The 1,081-nt window shown below is 35.3% G+C and carries 1 protein-coding gene; it reads right to left on the bottom strand.

From position 1 onward, the window contains the following. Window positions 1–1,081, bottom strand: a protein-coding gene (locus tag DVW83_RS14745; protein WP_137239684.1) for an IS3 family transposase whose coding sequence is annotated in 2 segments (ribosomal slippage) — window positions 1–892 and window positions 892–1,081 — 1,082 coding nt annotated over the 2 segments. Because the reading frame shifts where the segments join, the coding sequence is not laid out codon by codon here. This gene is flagged as partial in the annotation.

The raw sequence follows: 1,081 nt of genomic DNA on the forward strand, positions 1-1,081 counted from the left end.
TTTTTTTCAAAGGCTCTAGGAGATTGATAGCCAAGGGCAGAGTGTATGCGTTTTGTGTTATAGTAAGTTTCAATATATTTAAATATCTCCATTTGAGCTTGATCGATATCGTTGAATTGAGCATCATTGATCAGCTCTCTTTTTAACGTTTTATAAAAAGATTCCATTAAGGCATTGTCATAGGGGTTTCCTTTTCGACTCATACTAGCGCGTGCTTCTTTTTTTCTTAACACCGATTGGAATTTCGTACCTGTGTATTGTGAGCCTTGGTCCGTGTGAATAATCAATCCTGGTCCAGGCTGCTCTTTTCCAAATGCTTGAAGAAAAGAATCCACAACTAATTGATCTTTCATTCTAGGTGACATAGACCATCCAACAATCTTTCTCGTACAGACATCAATAAATACAGATAAATAAAGTGTTCCTTCTTTCAGAGGGATGTAGGTAATGTCTCCTAACCAAATTTTATTTTTTTCTGTTGCCTTAAACGTTTGATTAATAAGATCGGGTCGTGAAAGAGAGGGCGATTTTCGATTATAATACTTGTATTTATAGGTACTGCCTTTAGCATAAAGACCAAGTTGATGGAGAAGCTTTCCTACACGTTTTCGATTAACAAGAATTCCTTTTTTATTTAATACTTTTGTTATTCTAATCGCTCCATATCTTCCATGATGTTCCTGAAAAATAGTAGCGATTTCTTCTTTCAAGAGTTCATTCTCTTTTTTTCTTTTGGATGGTTTTCTTTTAAGGAACTCATAAAAACCAGCTTTTGAAACGTTCAATGTCTGGCAAGCTCTCCGGATATTCAACTCATTTTTGTGTTCTTTTAAGTACTGAAATCTTACTTCTTGTTTGGCTTCAAGAAGACCTGGAACTTTTTTAATAAGTCTAATTCCTCTCTTAGGTAACGATTTTCTTGTTCGAGTTTCTTTATTTCATAATGGGCATCAAAAAGTGCGCTCCCTTTTCCAGGGAACGCACTTTCTCCATATTTTTCAACTTCTTGAACCCATCGATACAAGCTATTAGCGTGAACTTCTAGCTGTAGGCTAACTTCTTTAACAGAAAATCCTTCTTC

Source organism: Enterococcus sp. VV15 (assembly GCF_005236045.1).
Taxonomy (GTDB): Bacteria; Bacillota; Bacilli; order Lactobacillales; family Enterococcaceae; genus Enterococcus_B; species Enterococcus_B durans.